Consider the following 15,053-nt stretch of genomic DNA (forward strand, 5'->3'; position numbering starts at 1 on the left):
GTCGCGTGGGGCCGGTGCGACATGGATGGTCGTTGTGCCGTGCTCCTGCGCAGCGTAGGAGCGAACCATGTTTAACGGAAAGCCGATATTGAACTTCATCATCGGCATCTTTGCGGTCATCGGCCTTATCGTCGTACTTGGTGCGGCCGGCATGACGGCGATGCATGTCAGCATGATGCACGGATTGCATTCGTGCAGCCAGGCGATGCATCTCCAGCCGTGACACCCGTTTGCGAATTGGGAGATACAGAATGAATCGTCATACACCCGAAAAGAAAGCGGTCAGGTCCGCTGAGCGCGTCAAGCCGCCCAGAAAAACTTTACTGCACCTGCTGTTCCTGCTTGCCATGGTTGTCGCGATACCTTTGGCCATGGTCTGGGGGCCGTCTCTTGTGCGGTATGAGACCGCGTCGGCAGTGAAGGCGGAGGGACCATCCGGTCAAGCACAGCAGACATCCGCCTGGCGCGTCGGAATGCTGCGTTCGGATGGATTGCGCATCATCCCGAGTGGCAGGTCAGATGCCTCTCACGTGTTGAATCCGAATCAGTTCGCCGACAAGGATGTCAGGCACGCGTACTGGGTCGCAACGCAGATTCCTGCGACTCTCAATAAGCTCTACTGCTGGTGCGGTTGCGAAAATCGCGGTGTGCATCGTTCCAATCTCCAGTGCTTCGAAGACCAGATGGCGGTGACGTGTGCGGTCTGTCAGGGAACCGCGGAGATTGCGTATCAGATGACGCAGGCTGGAGTTCAAGACGCGGGCAAGATTCAGGCAGCGGTTGATGCGAAGTGGGCGCCGAAAGGATAGACGACTGCAGCATCGCCCCAATTGGTCACGGAGGAGAACATGGAACTCAAATGCGTTGTTGCGATTGTTCGGCCCGGTATTCTGGAGGTGCTGGAGCGGCGGTTGTCGGCAGTCCATATTCATGGCCTTACCGTCACCCGGGTCAAGGGATTCGGAGCGCATCCGAACCTCTTCTCGGACGACTGGACGACCGAGCACATCAAGATTGAAGTCTTCACTCAGAGCGAAAGCGTTGACGCACTGGTGCGGGAAATTATGGACGTCGCAAAGGGTGTCTCGGGAGAGGACGGAATCGTCGCCGTCCTCCCGGTAGAGCATTTTTTCCGGGTGCGCACTGCCTCAGAAGCGGCTCCCTGAACCAAACGACGGCGGACAGGACGTCCGCCGTATCCCGATGGCATAAAGCGATTTGGCAATCGCTTCAATGGGTCGCATGAGTCGAGCAATTTGGCGAAGGCACGTTGGCTCGCTGGATGCTCGTAAATGTCGGGGATGCGCAGTTTTGGCTTCCAGAGAAACGCGTAGTCTGTTCCTTTGAAAATCTGGTGTTGCTCCGCGATGGACGCGACTACCGTTGCGTGCGATGAGCTGCGAGACGCGTTGCCGCCCACTTGATTTGATTTCCTTCGACTTACCGGATGCCTTGACGGATGTGCCCGAAGCTCTTAAGCCGCCAGGGCCATAAAAACCATGCCTGGAAGGTGCCGGCGGGCTCACAGTGTTCGATTAGCGTGCGAAGCGCGTCCGTGTTGTGGCGGATTCTGGTTGTTCGGCGAGTCTATCACCGCGAAAGCGGTCGCCGATTGAAACTCCTTGACCTTTCCACGACGGGAAGGTCAAAAATAATCTGTACCGGTTGTATGGCCGAGTCGACGGGAGAAAGCGATGAATATTGGCGAGGTCGCGAAGTCGTCGGGCATGTCCGCCAAGATGATTCGCCATTACGAGGAAACCGGCCTGATTCGGGCTGCCTCGCGGACAGGGGCGAACTATCGGGTGTACACGCCCAAGGATGTTCAGTTGCTGCACTTCATCCAGCAGGCTCGGCATCTTGGTTTTTCCACAAAGCAGATTGCGATGCTGCTGGCTCTTTGGCAGGACCGTAGCCGGTCCAGCAGCGAGGTCAAACGGCTCGCAAATGAGCATATTGCCGACTTGAACCTGCGCATTCAGGAACTGGCGGAAATGCGCGATACGCTGGGGCACCTGGCAGCCCATTGTAAAGGCGATTCACGTCCTGACTGTCCGATTCTGGAGAAGCTGGCTGGCGAGGCGCATTCACTGCATCGCGAACTTCCACGCTCCGAAAGGTCGAAGCTGAAATGACCGCCACAAAGTGGAGTTTTGTGCAACACGCAAGCCGGGCGCCGAAGAGCAGGAAACCGTGGGATACGTGACGGGGGCACTCTTGACCAACGCTACCTATGCGTTGGTCAAGGCCACATCGGTCCGATACCTGTCGCAATTTCGACCTTGAACTGCGCCACTGCCGTGTGCTGACGGTCACTTCGCGCAGTGCGTAGAGACTGTTGACAGCCAATTGGCTACGGCTCGTCGTTAATTCCCCATGAGCGGCACGCAGCCATCAGACGAGCCGGACCACATCAATGGTGTCTGTACAGTAGGCCCGAAGTGGTAGAGGCGGAAGTGCGTTGGCCCCACTGCACCGCACCGCTTGTGACTCCGCCCACTCCTTGCGTAGCGGCCTGCATTGAGGAATTTTCAGCCGCGACGCGTGCTTCGGCAGCCTGAATGTCGGCCGGATAGGTAGCGTTATCGCGTTTTGCCGGGTTGTACCCGGCCTTCTCCAACTGCACGAGTTCGGCGCGTACCTCTGCTCGTGTGACCGGTGCATTCGACTGCTGAGCAAAAGAAGCGACCGGTGTCGCCAGCACGGCGGCTATAACGACAGCTTGAAGTGATTTCATGATTCGTACCTCCACAGTTTCTCGCGTCGCGGACAGCCCTGTTCGCAAACGGTGACTACAGGGTAAGGTACGGATGCTTAAGCGAAAATGATGCGATTTTAGAAAGCTTTTGGCCGCGACACTCTAACCAGGCCGCGCAATTTCGTGCTTTTACAGGCGCTGCGGCGTTGTCTCCGTAGCTCAAACTGAACACTCGGGCCGCTGACGAGTCGGTGCTGAATAGCGTTCAAATCAGAGTGCGTTTAAGGGAATCTTCAGGTAGCGGGTGCCATTTTCCTCGGTAGGTGGAAAATCGCCAGCCCGTATATTCACCTGCACAGATGGCAGGATAAGAACGGGCATCGCTAGCGTTGCGTCGCGTGCTTCGCGCATGCTGACAAACTGCTCTTCCGTTACGCCGTCGTGCACATGGATGTTATGCGCACGCTGCGCGAGCACCGTAGTTTCCCACTCGGGTTTCCGGCCCTCGGGCGGATAGTCGTGACACATGAAGAGCTGGGTGTTGCCCGGCAGGTCCAGCAGCTTTCGAATCGACCCGTATAGCCTGTGCGCATCGCCGCCGGGGAAGTCACAGCGTGCGGTACCGACATCCGGCATGAACAGCGTGTCGCCCACGAAGACCGCGTCGCCAATCCGGTAGGCCGTGTCTGCCGGGGTATGGCCCGGCACATACAGCGCCTTTGCTGTCAGGGCACCGATGGAAAACTCCTCGTCTTCGCGGAAAAGATGGTCGAACTGGGAACCGTCCACATGGAATCCTGGCTCGAGCTTGATAAGCTTCCTGAAGACCCCTTGAACGGTGCGAATGTGCTCTCCAATCGCAATCTTGCCGCCGAGCTTACTTCGTAGGTAATGCGCCGCCGACAGATGGTCTGCGTGCGCATGGGTTTCCAGAATCCACTGCACCCGCAAGTCGCGCTGGCGAACGAACTCGATGACCTTGTCGGCATTCGTCGTTGAAGTGCGTCATGCTTTGGGGTCGTAGTCAAGGACCGGGTCAATGACTGCGCATTCCTGATGCCCGGACTGGAAAACCACGTAAGTGACCGTGCCGGTGACCGGGTCGAAGAACGGTTGAACGATGGGCTGCATCCTGACCTTCTCAGATGTTACTCATTCTATTCGCAAATAATCTATTATTCAATATAATGAATATGTGTAAATCATAGGATGGTGAGATGAGGAAGAAGTCCGCCCCAATCGACCTATCGGCGATGCAGGCCTCGGCGGAGAAAGCCTGTGCACTACTGAAGGCGTTGGCAAATCCCGACCGGTTGCTGCTGATGTGCCAGTTATCCCAAGGCGAGTTGTGTGTGAGCGACCTGGAAGAACAGTTGGGCATACGGCAGCCCACCCTCTCACAGCAACTCGGTGTGCTTCGCGACAACGCGCTCGTCGAGACGCGGCGGGAAGGGAAGAGCATCTTTTATTCCATCGCGAGCAACGAAGCGATGGCGGTCATGGCCGTGCTGTACGACCAGTTTTGCGGCCAATGAAGATGAGGAGGGGCCATGTCGATTGATATCGCGAGTTTCACACCGGGCCTGTCATTGACTGGGGGCCTGGTGATTGGCGCCGCAACTGCTGTGCTTGTTCTCTTCAACGGGCGTATCGCTGGCATCAGCGGCATTCTTGGTGGTCTGCTGGGTACGCCACAAAAAGATGCGGAATGGCGTGTCGCTTTTCTTGCAGGGCTTGTCGGGGCACCTGTGCTGGCAGGCTTGCTGGGTCACCCGATAGCGCCTGATATCCAGGCTGGGTGGGGCGAAATACTTGTCGCGGGTTTTCTGGTTGGCATTGGCACACGTTACGCGAGCGGCTGCACGAGCGGCCACGGCGTCTGTGGCATTTCGCGCGGTTCCCTCCGTTCGCTTGTCGCAACGGCAACATTCATGGCAAGCGGTTTTCTGACCGTGTTCGTGTCCAGACATCTGCTGGGAGGCTGAGATGGGTTTGCTCACCGCGTTACTGTCCGGGCTCCTGTTTGGCGTCGGCCTGATGGTGTCCGGCATGGCCAATCCGGCGAAGGTGCTGGGATTTCTCGACATCGCTGGACGATGGGACCCGTCACTCGCATTTGTGATGCTCGGTGCGATAGCGGTCGCCTCCATTGCCTTCCGGTTTGCAAAACGGCGAAAAAAAACGCTGCTTGGGTTGCCCGTGCAGATTACTGCCGGTACTACCGTAACGCGCAGACTTGTGCTGGGAAGCGCGATATTTGGCGTGGGCTGGGGACTTGCGGGGTTTTGCCCGGGACCAGCGCTAGTCACGCTGGGTGCTGGCTTTCCCAAGGCGTGGGGCTTTGTCGTCGCGATGCTAGCAGGCATGGCCATCTTCGAGCTGGTTGAGCGCGTGAAGCTGAGACGGCAGCCGACCTGAGTTGCTGCTGTGCATGCGTCGAGGGTTGTTGTTCCGTCGGGGAGCCGTGGCCTTTGTTCCTTCTCTGGACGTAGGCTATTGCCTTGCTTCCAGTCGTTCGGCCTGCATGCAGACATGTCCGCTGTCGAGCCGCGGGTCTTACTGCATTTGCCGACATCTCACGTTCGCTAACGAGTAATTCCCGCTCACCGGTTGCTGCCCGGTCCCTTGCTCTCCTGTTAAGAGGCTGCTTGCCTTGCTGCAATTTGGGTGACAAACGCTCGTGCAATGCCGAACAGTTTCCCGCAAATGTTATGAACATTTTCCGCGGACGACCGACATTGCGCGTTCGGTTCGTTGAACGGCACACGCGGCTGGTTAGCAAGGGACAAAAAGTGCGCGACCTGAAGTCCCAGACGTAAGCTCTGAATACGTGACATCGGCGCACATACTCGCGCACGCCCTTGAAACGATTGCTACAGACTTCGGATGTCGAGCGGCCGCGCCGTGTCGGTTATATTTTAGGCGGTTCGGACGAATGTTTTTCGGGCAACGTGCTACCGGCACTCGATACCTTTGAGTTGGTCGGGAGGCGGCCAAGCAAGCGCTGTAGCCGCTCAAGTTGCGTTGGCGCGAGCCCCGGCGTCGCACATGCCTGAAGAGCACGGCCGCGCCAGTAAGCCTGAACAAAAAGAGAGTCGGCGCCTTCTGCGCATAAGACCTGCTCAATATCGGCGATTGCGGCGTCGACGTTCTGGAGTGTGTAAGGACTCGCGCTCGCAGCATCTCTTGTATGGGGGGCTTTCATGGCATTCTCTCAGTAGCAACTGCTTTCCTGTATGACGGACATGCATCGTTGTTTGCGAGCACCGCGCCGACAATTTGGCTTCCGTCAACTGATGCGTAAATTTCGATGATTGCGAATAAGCGATGGTGAGGTCCCCGGCCGCTTGCGAGCAATGAAAGAGTGTCGCGGGGCCAAGGGACAACGACGTTAGCGCCGGATGACGTTGAATTGCCGCTCACAAGACCCCATCGCTCGCTCCAATTGTTTCTGTAGACCGGATACTCCCCCCCTTGCTGCACGTACCGCCGAAAGTAAAAGCGGACCCGGCGGGAACCGGGTCCCAACTCTCGGCACCTTGTCGGTCGGCAAGGTTCGACTCCCCCAACTTCGGACCTGCTCTCCCGTTTGAACGGACGGCTGAACACGCCTGACTGCGTGCACTTTCAGCTTGAATGCATGCGCCGCAATCACACGTATATTCACCAGGCCGCATCCGCGGAATCTGACCAAGTCCAACCCCGCAGCATTACCGCGCTAAGTTGCACTGCGACACATCGTGATTTTCGTCGGGTTGTAGTCCAATCTATGAAAGTAGGCTTAAAGCAGACTTAAATCGGGAATCAGTGTAAACGCGGGGAGAGCGCGCTCAAGCTGAAAGAAGTGCTACGGCATCGGGTGCTCAGGCAAGTCGTGTCTACTGCCGGCACGCACGCTGGTCCGGCAGTAACGGGTTGCGCGCAGTATCTGGACGGATTCTTTGGACAGCCTTGCGATTGCACTCGCGGGTCGTGTGCAAGCAATACGAAATGTTGCCGCCCGGTCAATTCGCCCGCGAGTCGATTGGCTAAGATTCAGGCGGCAATCTGTCTTCAAACAGCGTGCAGGCGATTATGCCGAGCGCTGCGAGCATCAGATACATGATATGTAGATGCTGATGCGACGCGAGTCCATAAGTGCCATACGCCACGGCGACGATGCCAAGCGCGCAAGGAATCACGCTGACGACATCTGAATCTTTGGAACTCATCGCATATCCAGCCATAAACCAACGGCCTTCCTGGCCGGGCGGCAGCAAGTCAAAGGGACGGTTGACCTGTCGCTGTGGGTAGCGGAAGCATCCGTCCCTCGTGCCACTCGTCGGGCAGGAGTCCGAATCCCCGGCCCAGCACACTTATTCATGCGCGCAGTGGTCAGCATTTCTGTCTAACCAGCGATAAGCGCTAGTTCGACATTCAAGACCCAACATGGTTGCGCCGCTCGCGTTGCGATAGCCAGCAAAACAGCAAGACTCGGGGCACCCTGTTGACTGCGTCGCGCTACACAGCCGGCTTCGCATGGGTCGTGTCGGCAGTCGGCTATGTTGCTGCCGATACGGCTGACGCTGCCATCGGCCCCTGCGGATACCATGCGGGATGCTGTGGCAGTTATTGCGCCAGTGATGGAACGGCCTAAATTGACGTCAGGATTGCTGGCGAGATTATTTTCTCTTTGGCACATTGGGGCGCCGTTTGTCGCTCTGGGATGTCACCTGTGCGAATGACACTGCCTCCTCGAAGAGCTCCGCGAGCATATGGTACGCCGGGCTGCTCACGCCAAACACCAGCCATTGTCGCATGGGCGCCCGGCCATATGGTTTGAATTGGGAGCAGCCAGAGGTCTTCAGTAGTGCGTTTACCCGATTCTCTGGCAGCCTAAGTACTATCTGGTTGTCGTAAACGCCGGCGAGCATTGTTGTGCCTATAAAGAAGCCCGGACACCAAAACAGCGGGCGCTCCTGAACCCCGTCATATCGACTGGCTACTGCTCGCAACGAGGCGGACAGGTCGCTGTGGTCCTGGTTTGGCCCGTGCATCGCATGTCCTCAACGCATCCGGTAGCGCATGTCTCTGTCGCCTCGCATCCGTGTCACGCATCTTCGAAGAACTGCAAATTTGCGATGTCTCCGATGAGTGCTGCGAGGCATACCAATCCACCAACGGAGACCGGCCGACTACGACGTGTATCAGTTAGCGTTAAAGTCCGGCGTTGCGCTGACACCATAATCATAGGAGCTTTCATCGAAGTCCCGGGAATCCTCGCAGTCGCGATGGTCCTCCTTCTGGCGCCCATATCTGAACACCATTTTCGAAATGCCAGTCACGTGAAGAAGCGTCAACGTCTGCCGCGACGAATTGCCTGCTCGTGGACGATGGGCAAGTGGTCGAAACGGGCACACAGTAGCTGGACCTCGATTTTCTCCAGCTCGCCGATGAGCGCGGCGGATATGGGTGGCGAAGCATGTGTGGATTTAAACGCGCGAACATTGGGCGACAGCGCCGCGGTCGAAAGCTAGAGATTGCTGCGCTCTATTGCAGACAGGGGCGCATAGCATCTACAGGTCGCATCGGCGGCGTCCGTCCTGCATCAAAAAAAACGCCGCCGGTGCACTGACGGCTTAACAGGGGGGATATTAGGGGATGCTCGCAGAGCAAAATTAAGCCAGCCTTAAAACAGGCCCAACATTGAGTGAGCTTTTCAGGCTTTCGGATTTCTATATCGTCTTCGGACGTCATGCCACGCAATGGCGGTCAGGGTCTGCCACAACTCGATTGAGCGCGCTGTGCCGCGTGCAATTGAGCAATGCGCCCACTCTCTTGTTGCAATGGGTACGTCTTTGTGGCGAACGTCGAGCGTGCAGTCGCCTGCCGGTTAGTGATGGGAATACAGCGAAGGTTTCACACCCATCGCCGGACTGACTGTTTGCGACGAACCGCTGGCAGTTGGGCCGTACCCCGAGATGTCGAACGCTGTTGCGGTTCGTGACGACGCAGGAGCCGTTTTTGGGTATTGCGAATTTGATTGATGCAACAGGCCTTCCTGCCCGGCGGTGACGAGCTGGGAGTGTACTTCTGCACGCGTCATGGGGCCGTTCGTTTGCTGAGCGAATGACATTGCCGGAATGGCAAGAGCGGACGCAATGATGGCAGACACGAGCGTTTTCATTTGATGTTTCTCCAAAAAAAAGGATTTGGTCAGCCGGCAGGCCCGAGCGCATGTCGTTGTCTGAACGACAAACTTGGTGGGGGAGTTTCTCTCAAAACCTGCGAGTGACCAGTTTTCATATGGACCAGTCCACAATGTTTCGTGATGGTCCCTATGACGGAACCATCGCCGATTGAAATGTTTGTCTGTCCGTCAGTCTTGACGGCAGCAAGGGCATCATTTGCAACGTGATGCCTATTTGTCGTGGGCACTGACGTTTCGTCTAGTGCTCGCGTTCAGAATAGGCAGACATCCTTAACTCATCCTTAACGCGACTTGGGCGGTGGACGGACGCTAACGTGTCGAGCGCCGTCGAACGGATAGCGCATGCTATGACGCTTCGTGTGCCGTCTGCCGGCGGGCTGGCTCCAGCAACTCCGCATTTGCGCTGACAGATTCAGGCGACACGAGAGTTCACAGCGCAAGACGCCTTCTTCGCATCGAACACCAACGAGGTCAGCGCAATCTCTGAGCGCCAGACGACATTTGCTCATTGTAGAAAGCAAGGGGATTTCCGCTGAACACGTCGTTCATCGTGCGACGGCAGGTCTTTTTCGAACCCTTTAAGTATCCCTTAAGCCAAATGCATACAGCATTTTGCGGGCGTAACGTCACGCGAGTGGAAACAGGTGGTGTCGCGTGCGCTCGATGCTGTGAGAACGATTGGCGAGTCGGTCATCACAAGCTCTGGCGGTTAAGTTTCCGGGCGGTTCGGCGGAAGTGCATTTTCCACTCGCCGTGCCATAGCAATCCTGTCGCGTGTTCGTGCAGGAAGGATTCGCTGTTCGAACGTCGGACGGCGGCGCCCTCATTTCCAGGTTCTGATTCAGTCAAAAATGAATACTCAAAACACAGTACGCTTCAGCGATACTCCGGCTCGCTACGACACGGTTTCCCGGCTACTTCATTGGCTCAGCCTGCTGCTTCTGGTGGCGCAGTTCAGTCTTGGATGGTTGATGCCAGACGCTGATTCAGTGAAGGCTCCGGCTGGTCTGGTCGCATGGCACGTTGGTATTGGGACGTCGCTACTGGCCGTATTCGCCGCAAGGCTTGTGTGGGCTGCAATGCGTCGCTCGCCACGTCCGGTCGACCAGCATGGCGTGCTCCGGTTTTTCGCGGCGGCGGTTCACGTTTCGATGTACGCGCTTCTGCTGCTCGTTCCCATGCTCGGATGGCTGAACGCAGGTGGCCGGGGCTGGGTTGTCAGGTTGGCCGGGGTATGGGATATGCCACAGCTTGCGACGCCAGATTCGCTTGGAGCGTCCATCGGCGAGTGGCATAGCGCAAGCGCCACGATTCTTCTAATCCTGATTGGATTACACGTTTTCGCTGTAGTTGTACATCAGGTCGGATTCAAGGACCGCCTGCTTCGACGCATTCTGTAGGTGCCGCGGGAAATCGCCTTGAGGTCTGACGATATTCCGGTCTTTCGCGCACGCGGCCCGCACTTACGCAACCGGAGAGACGGGCCGTAAGCAAGCGTTAAGGTCGAACGTCCAGCATTGCATTGAAACCGAAGTCACCGTGGAGGTTCAGATGCGAAACTATGCCGCAATTGGTTTGGCGTGTGGGTTACTCGTTGCAAGTGTTGGGGCGCAGGCGTTCGGCGGCCAGCAGTTTGCAAAGGATGCCAAGGTCGGAATCGCAGAGGCGCGTTCTATCGCGCTCAAGGCACATCCGGGAAAAATCGTGGATGAGGAACTGGAAAAGGAGGTTGGGGGCAGCGGACTTCGATATTCCTTCGATATTCGCGCGGGACAGGTGACCCAGGAGGTCGGTGTCGACGCCCAGGATGGAGCGGTTCTGGAAAACAAACTGGAAGGGCCCAATCCTGACTAGCGCATCATCGTTGGCAGCAGGGGCTGAGCGGCACCGGACGGAAATTCGACGCTCCTTGCGAACAGACTAATACGCGTTGACCCGCGACTCTCGAAGCCCGCAAAGACAACCTCGTCCGACCCAATGTAGCGAGGGTCTTGGCGTTGTATCTGACGGAGCGATGCGCGTTTCAGTGTCCGCGCGTGGTATGTCAGGATGGCTTTCGAATTCCAGACAATTTCTGCGACCGGGAATGTTGGGGCAGACAGATACATGTGTCCTCTCCGACGTCCGCATAAGAAATCCTTAAGCTCACGTGATGCACACTCTTCAGTCGAGGAGACCACGCATGCGCTTACTGATAGTCGAAGACGACGCCATGATTGCCGAGAGCGTTCTTGACGCATTGAGGGGGCTTGGTCATGCGGTCGATTGGGCAGAAGATGGGCGAGCCGGGGAACTGGCACTCGGAAACGATGTGTATGACCTCGTCCTGCTGGACCTGGGTCTGCCGAAGCAGGACGGCCTGACCGTTCTGAGAGGCTATCGCGCCAGCGGCGGAAGCGCCGCGGTCATCATCATGACAGCGCAGGATGCTGTGAACGACCGAATCTCGGGGCTGGACGCCGGCGCCGATGACTATCTCATCAAGCCATTCGATTTGAATGAGCTGGCTGCTCGGGTGCGTGCTCTGCTTCGGCGACGCGCCGGGCAATCCCGACCCGTGTATGTTCACGGTGCGCTCACACTGGATGAGGTCGCGCACGAGGTCACGCTTCGTGGCACAGCCATCCCACTGGTCTCCCGCGAATTCAGTTTATTGCGTGCGCTTATCGAAGAACCGGGCAAGGTGTATAGCAAAGCAGAGTTGGAGGAGAAGCTCTATGGTTGGAACGAGGAGGTAGAGAGCAATACCATCGAAGTGCACGTCCACAATCTCAGAAAAAAGCTGGGCGCTGAGCAGATTGTAACCATTCGAGGCATCGGCTATCGACTGGCGGGGACAGCATGAGGTCGGTGCGCACACAACTCCTGGTTGGCCTGATTTTGGGGCTCGGCGCAATGAGCGCTCTTGCGGGATACGGCATTTTTCGAAGCGCGCTGGAAGAGGCGAACGAGCTTTTTGACTATGAACTGCGTTCCGTCGCCATCTCTTTGCCGCAGTCGGTGGCCGATACAGAATTGGCGAATAAAGAGTCTGGCGACTTCGAGGGATTACAGGATGACCGCGTCGTCATCCAGATTTGGGACGCGTCAAACCATCTGACCTATGAATCGCTCCCAAGCGCAAAGCTGCCACGCCAGCACGCGGGATTTCAGACCGTCGAAGTGGGTGAGCGTCATTATCGGGTTTTCGGTCTACAGCAGGCTTCCCGTTTTGTTCAGGTTGGACAACCCATGTCCGTCCGTGACGAGTCAGCCTTGACACAGGCGTCAAGGACGCTTTGGCCATTGTTGGCGATTCTGCCACTCGAAATCGCCCTGGTCTTGCTGGTTGTGAAGCGGGCGTTGCGGCCTGTGAATATCATCTCCAGGTCCTTGGCAACTCGTTCGATTGAGACGTTGGCACCCATCGATATGGCCAATGCCATACCGATTGAAATCGAGCCGCTGGTTGAGGCATTGAATGACCTACTGGTACGTCTCGACAGTGCATTGCATGCGCAGCGCGTTTTCGTTGCGGACGCGGCACATGAACTTCGAACTCCGTTGACGGCGTTGAAGCTCCAGATTCAGGTTGCACGACGGGACCACGCGAAACTGAGTGACGAGGACCTGCTGCGCAAACTGGAGGAAAGGGTGAATCGCGCAATCCATCTCGTCCAGCAGTTGCTGACGCTCGCGCGGGAGGATGCCGAGGCCAGCGCGCGCGCAGGAAATGCCGACCTTCGTCGTGTGGCCACCCAGGTAGTCGGTGAACTCTCCGTGCTGGCAGAACACAAGGGAATTGACCTGGGTCTGGAATGTACTGGTCTTGCGGCGATGGAAAGCCCAATCGTCGTGAATGGAGACGAGACCTCACTGACAACGATGCTCACAAATCTCGTCGACAATGCCATTCGGTACACCTTACCTGGCGGGCAGGTCGATGTTCGACTTTGCGCGAGCGATGCCGAAGTAACGCTGGAGGTTGTCGACAACGGACCTGGCATACCGACGGCCGACCTTGAGCGCGTGTTGGACCGGTTCTATCGTGCAGGAAATACAACTGGACAGGGCAGCGGGCTGGGGTTAGCCATCGCAGCAAAGGTGGCAGCGAAGCATCACGCTGAGCTCTCTGTGCTCAATCGAACGGATGGGCGAGGGCTGAAGGTCTCTGTAAGTGGACTGCGCCGTGCTCCTGCAGACAGCCCGCCTGCGGCGCGGTCATCAAGTGCGCGCCTCGAGCCGGGCTGGCACCGGCACACATGACCACCTGCGACGAGCGATGCAGGGCTCGTCCGATGCTTGTCAAAGTTGGGTAGTAACCAAGGCCCCATTTGCCAGTTGTACCCTCTACCTGTAAGTGCTAAGCCATCCGCGTCGGTTCTCGCTTCATGACGGCTTAAGGTCTCTCGCCGCAGACTGTCCTTGTCGGTACCGAACTTTCCGGTTCATGTGTTCGGTACCGTTTTGAAAGGCTCGAGCGTTCGTCGGGCGGTCAACAAGGAGAGTCAAATGAAATCCAGTCGCCTTTGCGTCTTTTCGACGATGGCGCTATTGCTTGCAACTTCGTATGCAAACGCAAGTCCCGCCATGAGCTACACCAAACAGGTACGCTTTCGCGATGGAAGGACGGCAACGTGCATTGTCAATGGACATGGGCCTGAAACTTTGACTGGGGCCGCGATACCCACACTAACGACCGCGGAAAAAAATGAAGCGGAAGTTGATGCCATCGCCCCGTTACGCGGAGATCGGACTCAAAAGAATAAATATCCTGACCCGGTGACCGCGCCGCGGGTAGCGTGCTCGTGACCGATGCGATGCACCGGGATTGCGCAGTTCCGGACAATGACACCTTGCCGGATAGCCAAAGCTCAAAACTGGGGCTACCTGACGCGCCTTTTTTTGCCAATGTCGAAAGGCGCAGCCCTTCAGAGCGTTTCGTCGCTGCATAAGCTGCCCTTAAGGAGAGGCTGCTAATTTTCGCGCAGGCAGGGCAGTAGCGGAACTCCGTTTCTGACGTTCGAGACGCTCGCATGTCGGGCTGTTTCATTTGTTCGACCACGCAGGTGGTTATCACCGCTGGCGAAGTTCGGCTCAGTCACGTTTCGAGCCGAAGGAGCTATGCCATGACCACCTTTCTCGGGCCCGGAAGCGATTCCGGGCCTTCTTTTTCGTACCAGGCGCGAAGGTGTTGTTGCCTATGTCGAAACGCAGGCATACGCTAATACGGTTGCGAGCGCTATCGTACGCGTCGAGCTTGATGACCAGGTATCCGTGATGCATCGGTGCGTTCGTGGAGTCTGGTTCGAGCGGGCAGATTTTCTGAACCCGATACGATACTGCGGGCAACTGCGGACTATGTCGCTGGTCGCCTCGGCCGAGGAACGAACATGTCGGATAAGCATATTTTGAGAAAATTTGATATCGACCTCAACCTGCTCTCAAGCCGGTTGCTCGAAATGGGCGGCCTTGTGGAGTCACAGATTGCGCTCGCGATGGACGCAATGAACACGTTCGATTTGCCACTTGTCGAGCAGGTCCTCGAGGGCGAACGTCGGCTCAATGCGATGGAAATAGAAATCGACGAAGAAGTTTGCAACATCATCGCTCGTCGACAACCCGCCGCACGTGACCTGCGACTCCTGATGGCCGCGTCGAAGTGCATCACCAACCTTGAGCGTGCGGGTGACGAGGCCCGGAAGATTGCGAAGCGGACGCGCCGCATTGCCACGGAAGCCAACGCACGTAGCATCAACATCGCTGAAATCAAGGTTTCCGGCGAAATGGCCTTACATATTCTTCGCAGAGCGCTGGATGCATTTGCGCGGATGGATACCGTTGCAGCAGCACAGATTATCCGGGATGACGAGACCATCGATAACGAGTTTCGAGCCTTCGTGCGCAAGCTCGTGACATACATGATGGAAGACCCTCGGACAATCTCGATTGGACTGGACTACCTGTTTATCGCTAAAGCCATCGAGCGTATTGGTGACCACGCGACCAATATCGCCGAGTCGGTTGTCTATGTGGTTAGCGGCACCGATGTCCGCCACGTACCCCGAGACCAGCTTGGACACGACGCCTCTGACAGTTGATGCCTGGCAAGGAGAGGTGATGTGCGTCACTTTTTTGTTGGCGAAGTATCTGGAATACAGCTGTACAACGTTGCACGATTCGAAA

The 15,053-nt window shown here is 57.0% G+C and carries 15 protein-coding genes and 2 pseudogenes; 12 read left to right on the forward strand and 5 right to left on the reverse strand.

The window, feature by feature from the left end; all coding sequences use genetic code 11:
* Positions 1–67: 67 nt before the first annotated feature.
* Genes BFE01S_RS43930 through BFE01S_RS04740 form a run of 3 tightly spaced genes read left to right on the forward strand, consistent with a single transcriptional unit; the run spans position 68 to position 1,166 of the window.
* Positions 68–223, forward strand: a complete 156-nt coding sequence (locus tag BFE01S_RS43930) for a hypothetical protein (RefSeq protein WP_156966908.1) — start codon at positions 68–70, stop codon at positions 221–223.
* A 28-nt stretch (positions 224–251) separates the two neighbouring features.
* A complete protein-coding gene (locus tag BFE01S_RS42615; protein ID WP_028197462.1) occupies positions 252–809 on the forward strand; it encodes a PCYCGC motif-containing (lipo)protein in 558 nt (185 codons plus the stop codon).
* Between the two features lie 39 nt (positions 810–848).
* Positions 849–1,166: a P-II family nitrogen regulator gene (locus tag BFE01S_RS04740; protein WP_025496007.1), complete on the forward strand. Its 318-nt coding sequence runs from the start codon at positions 849–851 to the stop codon at positions 1,164–1,166.
* Positions 1,167–1,237: 71 nt separating this feature from the next.
* Here the strand turns inward: BFE01S_RS04740 and BFE01S_RS46350 are convergent.
* Positions 1,238–1,569 (reverse strand): annotated as a pseudogene (locus BFE01S_RS46350) (type II restriction endonuclease); the annotation flags it as partial.
* Positions 1,570–1,694: 125 nt separating this feature from the next.
* Between BFE01S_RS46350 and cueR the strand changes: the two are divergent.
* Positions 1,695–2,135 carry a Cu(I)-responsive transcriptional regulator gene (gene cueR / locus BFE01S_RS37375; RefSeq protein ID WP_042275411.1) on the forward strand — a complete coding sequence of 147 codons (441 nt, stop codon included), beginning with the start codon at positions 1,695–1,697 and terminating at the stop codon, positions 2,133–2,135.
* A 278-nt stretch (positions 2,136–2,413) separates the two neighbouring features.
* On the opposite strand, the gene BFE01S_RS42625 is transcribed toward cueR, so the two are convergent.
* A complete protein-coding gene (locus BFE01S_RS42625; RefSeq protein ID WP_028359581.1) occupies positions 2,414–2,737 on the reverse strand; it encodes a DUF4148 domain-containing protein in 324 nt (107 codons plus the stop codon).
* A gap of 231 nt (positions 2,738–2,968) precedes the next feature.
* Positions 2,969–3,829, reverse strand: a pseudogene (locus BFE01S_RS37380) (MBL fold metallo-hydrolase).
* An 86-nt stretch (positions 3,830–3,915) separates the two neighbouring features.
* On the opposite strand from BFE01S_RS37380, the gene BFE01S_RS04755 reads away from it, so the two are divergent.
* Genes BFE01S_RS04755 through BFE01S_RS04760 form a run of 3 tightly spaced genes read left to right on the forward strand, consistent with a single transcriptional unit; the run spans position 3,916 to position 5,116 of the window.
* Positions 3,916–4,233: an ArsR/SmtB family transcription factor gene (locus BFE01S_RS04755; protein WP_028224573.1), complete on the forward strand. Its 318-nt coding sequence runs from the start codon at positions 3,916–3,918 to the stop codon at positions 4,231–4,233.
* 15 nt (positions 4,234–4,248) lie between these two features.
* Positions 4,249–4,683: a YeeE/YedE family protein gene (locus tag BFE01S_RS37385; protein WP_030101844.1), complete on the forward strand. Its 435-nt coding sequence runs from the start codon at positions 4,249–4,251 to the stop codon at positions 4,681–4,683.
* A gap of 1 nt (position 4,684) precedes the next feature.
* Entirely contained in the window at positions 4,685–5,116 is a 432-nt protein-coding gene (locus tag BFE01S_RS04760; RefSeq protein ID WP_028224574.1) for a DUF6691 family protein, read from the forward strand.
* Between the two features lie 1,610 nt (positions 5,117–6,726).
* Here BFE01S_RS04760 and BFE01S_RS04765 read toward each other — a convergent pair.
* Both BFE01S_RS04765 and BFE01S_RS42635 read right to left on the reverse strand, forming a co-directional pair.
* Entirely contained in the window at positions 6,727–6,909 is a 183-nt protein-coding gene (locus BFE01S_RS04765) for a hypothetical protein (RefSeq protein WP_028224575.1), read from the reverse strand.
* A gap of 1,661 nt (positions 6,910–8,570) precedes the next feature.
* Positions 8,571–8,864, reverse strand: a complete 294-nt coding sequence (locus BFE01S_RS42635) for a DUF4148 domain-containing protein (RefSeq protein WP_030101846.1) — start codon at positions 8,862–8,864, stop codon at positions 8,571–8,573.
* An 875-nt stretch (positions 8,865–9,739) separates the two neighbouring features.
* On the opposite strand from BFE01S_RS42635, the gene BFE01S_RS04775 reads away from it, so the two are divergent.
* The 5 genes from BFE01S_RS04775 (at position 9,740) to phoU (ending at position 14,968) form a co-directional block, all read left to right on the forward strand.
* Positions 9,740–10,288 carry a cytochrome b gene (locus BFE01S_RS04775; protein ID WP_028224576.1) on the forward strand — a complete coding sequence of 183 codons (549 nt, stop codon included), beginning with the start codon at positions 9,740–9,742 and terminating at the stop codon, positions 10,286–10,288.
* A gap of 151 nt (positions 10,289–10,439) precedes the next feature.
* Positions 10,440–10,742, forward strand: a complete 303-nt coding sequence (locus BFE01S_RS04780) for a PepSY domain-containing protein (protein ID WP_028224577.1) — start codon at positions 10,440–10,442, stop codon at positions 10,740–10,742.
* 328 nt (positions 10,743–11,070) lie between these two features.
* Positions 11,071–11,733: a response regulator gene (locus tag BFE01S_RS04785; RefSeq protein WP_028224578.1), complete on the forward strand. Its 663-nt coding sequence runs from the start codon at positions 11,071–11,073 to the stop codon at positions 11,731–11,733.
* Positions 11,730–13,133, forward strand: a complete 1,404-nt coding sequence (locus BFE01S_RS37390; RefSeq protein WP_042337223.1) for an ATP-binding protein — start codon at positions 11,730–11,732, stop codon at positions 13,131–13,133. The genes BFE01S_RS04785 and BFE01S_RS37390 overlap by 4 nt, the downstream gene beginning before the upstream one ends.
* 1,127 nt (positions 13,134–14,260) lie before the next feature.
* The gene (phoU, locus tag BFE01S_RS04795; protein WP_028224579.1) at positions 14,261–14,968 is read left to right on the forward strand and encodes a phosphate signaling complex protein PhoU; all 708 of its coding nucleotides are present in this window, start codon (positions 14,261–14,263) and stop codon (positions 14,966–14,968) included.
* Positions 14,969–15,053: the final 85 nt, after the last annotated feature.

Source organism: Paraburkholderia ferrariae NBRC 106233 (genome assembly GCF_000685035.1).
GTDB lineage: Bacteria > Pseudomonadota > Gammaproteobacteria > Burkholderiales > Burkholderiaceae > Paraburkholderia > Paraburkholderia ferrariae.

Excerpts from the sequence above, each read along its gene's own strand:
- BFE01S_RS43930 (WP_156966908.1), top strand. The coding sequence starts at position 68 with ATGTTTAACGGAAAGCCGATATTGAACTTCATCATCGGCATCTTTGCG.
- BFE01S_RS42615 (WP_028197462.1), top strand. The coding sequence starts at position 252 with ATGAATCGTCATACACCCGAAAAGAAAGCGGTCAGGTCCGCTGAGCGC.
- BFE01S_RS04740 (WP_025496007.1), top strand. The coding sequence starts at position 849 with ATGGAACTCAAATGCGTTGTTGCGATTGTTCGGCCCGGTATTCTGGAG.
- cueR (WP_042275411.1), top strand. The coding sequence starts at position 1,695 with ATGAATATTGGCGAGGTCGCGAAGTCGTCGGGCATGTCCGCCAAGATG.
- BFE01S_RS42625 (WP_028359581.1), bottom strand. The coding sequence starts at position 2,737 with ATGAAATCACTTCAAGCTGTCGTTATAGCCGCCGTGCTGGCGACACCG.
- BFE01S_RS04755 (WP_028224573.1), top strand. The coding sequence starts at position 3,916 with ATGAGGAAGAAGTCCGCCCCAATCGACCTATCGGCGATGCAGGCCTCG.
- BFE01S_RS37385 (WP_030101844.1), top strand. The coding sequence starts at position 4,249 with ATGTCGATTGATATCGCGAGTTTCACACCGGGCCTGTCATTGACTGGG.
- BFE01S_RS04760 (WP_028224574.1), top strand. The coding sequence starts at position 4,685 with ATGGGTTTGCTCACCGCGTTACTGTCCGGGCTCCTGTTTGGCGTCGGC.
- BFE01S_RS04765 (WP_028224575.1), bottom strand. The coding sequence starts at position 6,909 with ATGAGTTCCAAAGATTCAGATGTCGTCAGCGTGATTCCTTGCGCGCTT.
- BFE01S_RS42635 (WP_030101846.1), bottom strand. The coding sequence starts at position 8,864 with ATGAAAACGCTCGTGTCTGCCATCATTGCGTCCGCTCTTGCCATTCCG.
- BFE01S_RS04775 (WP_028224576.1), top strand. The coding sequence starts at position 9,740 with ATGAATACTCAAAACACAGTACGCTTCAGCGATACTCCGGCTCGCTAC.
- BFE01S_RS04780 (WP_028224577.1), top strand. The coding sequence starts at position 10,440 with ATGCGAAACTATGCCGCAATTGGTTTGGCGTGTGGGTTACTCGTTGCA.
- BFE01S_RS04785 (WP_028224578.1), top strand. The coding sequence starts at position 11,071 with ATGCGCTTACTGATAGTCGAAGACGACGCCATGATTGCCGAGAGCGTT.
- BFE01S_RS37390 (WP_042337223.1), top strand. The coding sequence starts at position 11,730 with ATGAGGTCGGTGCGCACACAACTCCTGGTTGGCCTGATTTTGGGGCTC.
- phoU (WP_028224579.1), top strand. The coding sequence starts at position 14,261 with ATGTCGGATAAGCATATTTTGAGAAAATTTGATATCGACCTCAACCTG.